Annotated in this window: 1 pseudogene; it reads left to right on the forward strand. The window is 37.7% G+C overall.

The annotated features are described in order from the left end of the window. Positions 1–231, forward strand: a pseudogene (locus ACWA1B_RS23735) (phospho-sugar mutase); the annotation flags it as partial.

Below are 231 nucleotides of genomic sequence, written 5' to 3' on the forward strand. Positions count from 1 at the left end.
TAACGCCAACATTTGACCAAGAGACGCAAGCTGCGGTTAAGGAATTAATGACCACTTCACCAAAAGAACTGGAAGAGAGTTTTTACAAAAACTTAGAATTCGGAACTGGCGGTATGCGTGGTGTTATGGGTATTGGAAACAACAGAATCAATAAATATACGCTTGGAAAAAATACTCAGGGATTATCTGATTACTTGCACCAAGTTTTTCCAAACGAAACTTTAAAAGTTG

The sequence above is a fragment of the Flavobacterium xizangense genome (assembly GCF_054075145.1).